This is a genomic window from Lysinibacillus sp. GbtcB16, assembly GCF_019091145.1.
GTDB lineage: Bacteria > Bacillota > Bacilli > Bacillales_A > Planococcaceae > Lysinibacillus > Lysinibacillus fusiformis.
The window spans coordinates 1-234 of record NZ_JAGXJV010000902.1 but is presented as its reverse complement, the minus strand read 5'-3'; the positions used below and the strand labels follow the sequence as shown (position 1 = coordinate 234).

At 50.4% G+C, this 234-nt stretch carries 1 pseudogene; it reads right to left on the bottom strand.

Going from position 1 to position 234, the window contains the following annotated elements:
- A pseudogene (locus KVT27_RS26255) lies at positions 1–206 on the bottom strand (MFS transporter); the annotation flags it as partial.
- Positions 207–234: the final 28 nt, after the last annotated feature.

The following is a 234-nucleotide window of genomic DNA, read 5'->3' as shown; positions in this document are numbered from 1 at the left end:
TACAGCATGGCCATACTTGTTGTATATGTAAACAGTAGAAGGGCAGCTGCACTGGCCGTGAAGCCGGCGATCAGGAACGGACGTATACCGAGCCGGTCCACCAATTTCCCCATTGGAACCAGACAGATCACCGTTACGGCACCGCCTGCCACCAAGAACATACTGTACTCAAAGGATGAGAGCTTAAGCACTTCTTTGGCATACAATGTAAGGATTGGTGTCAGAATGCCGAGA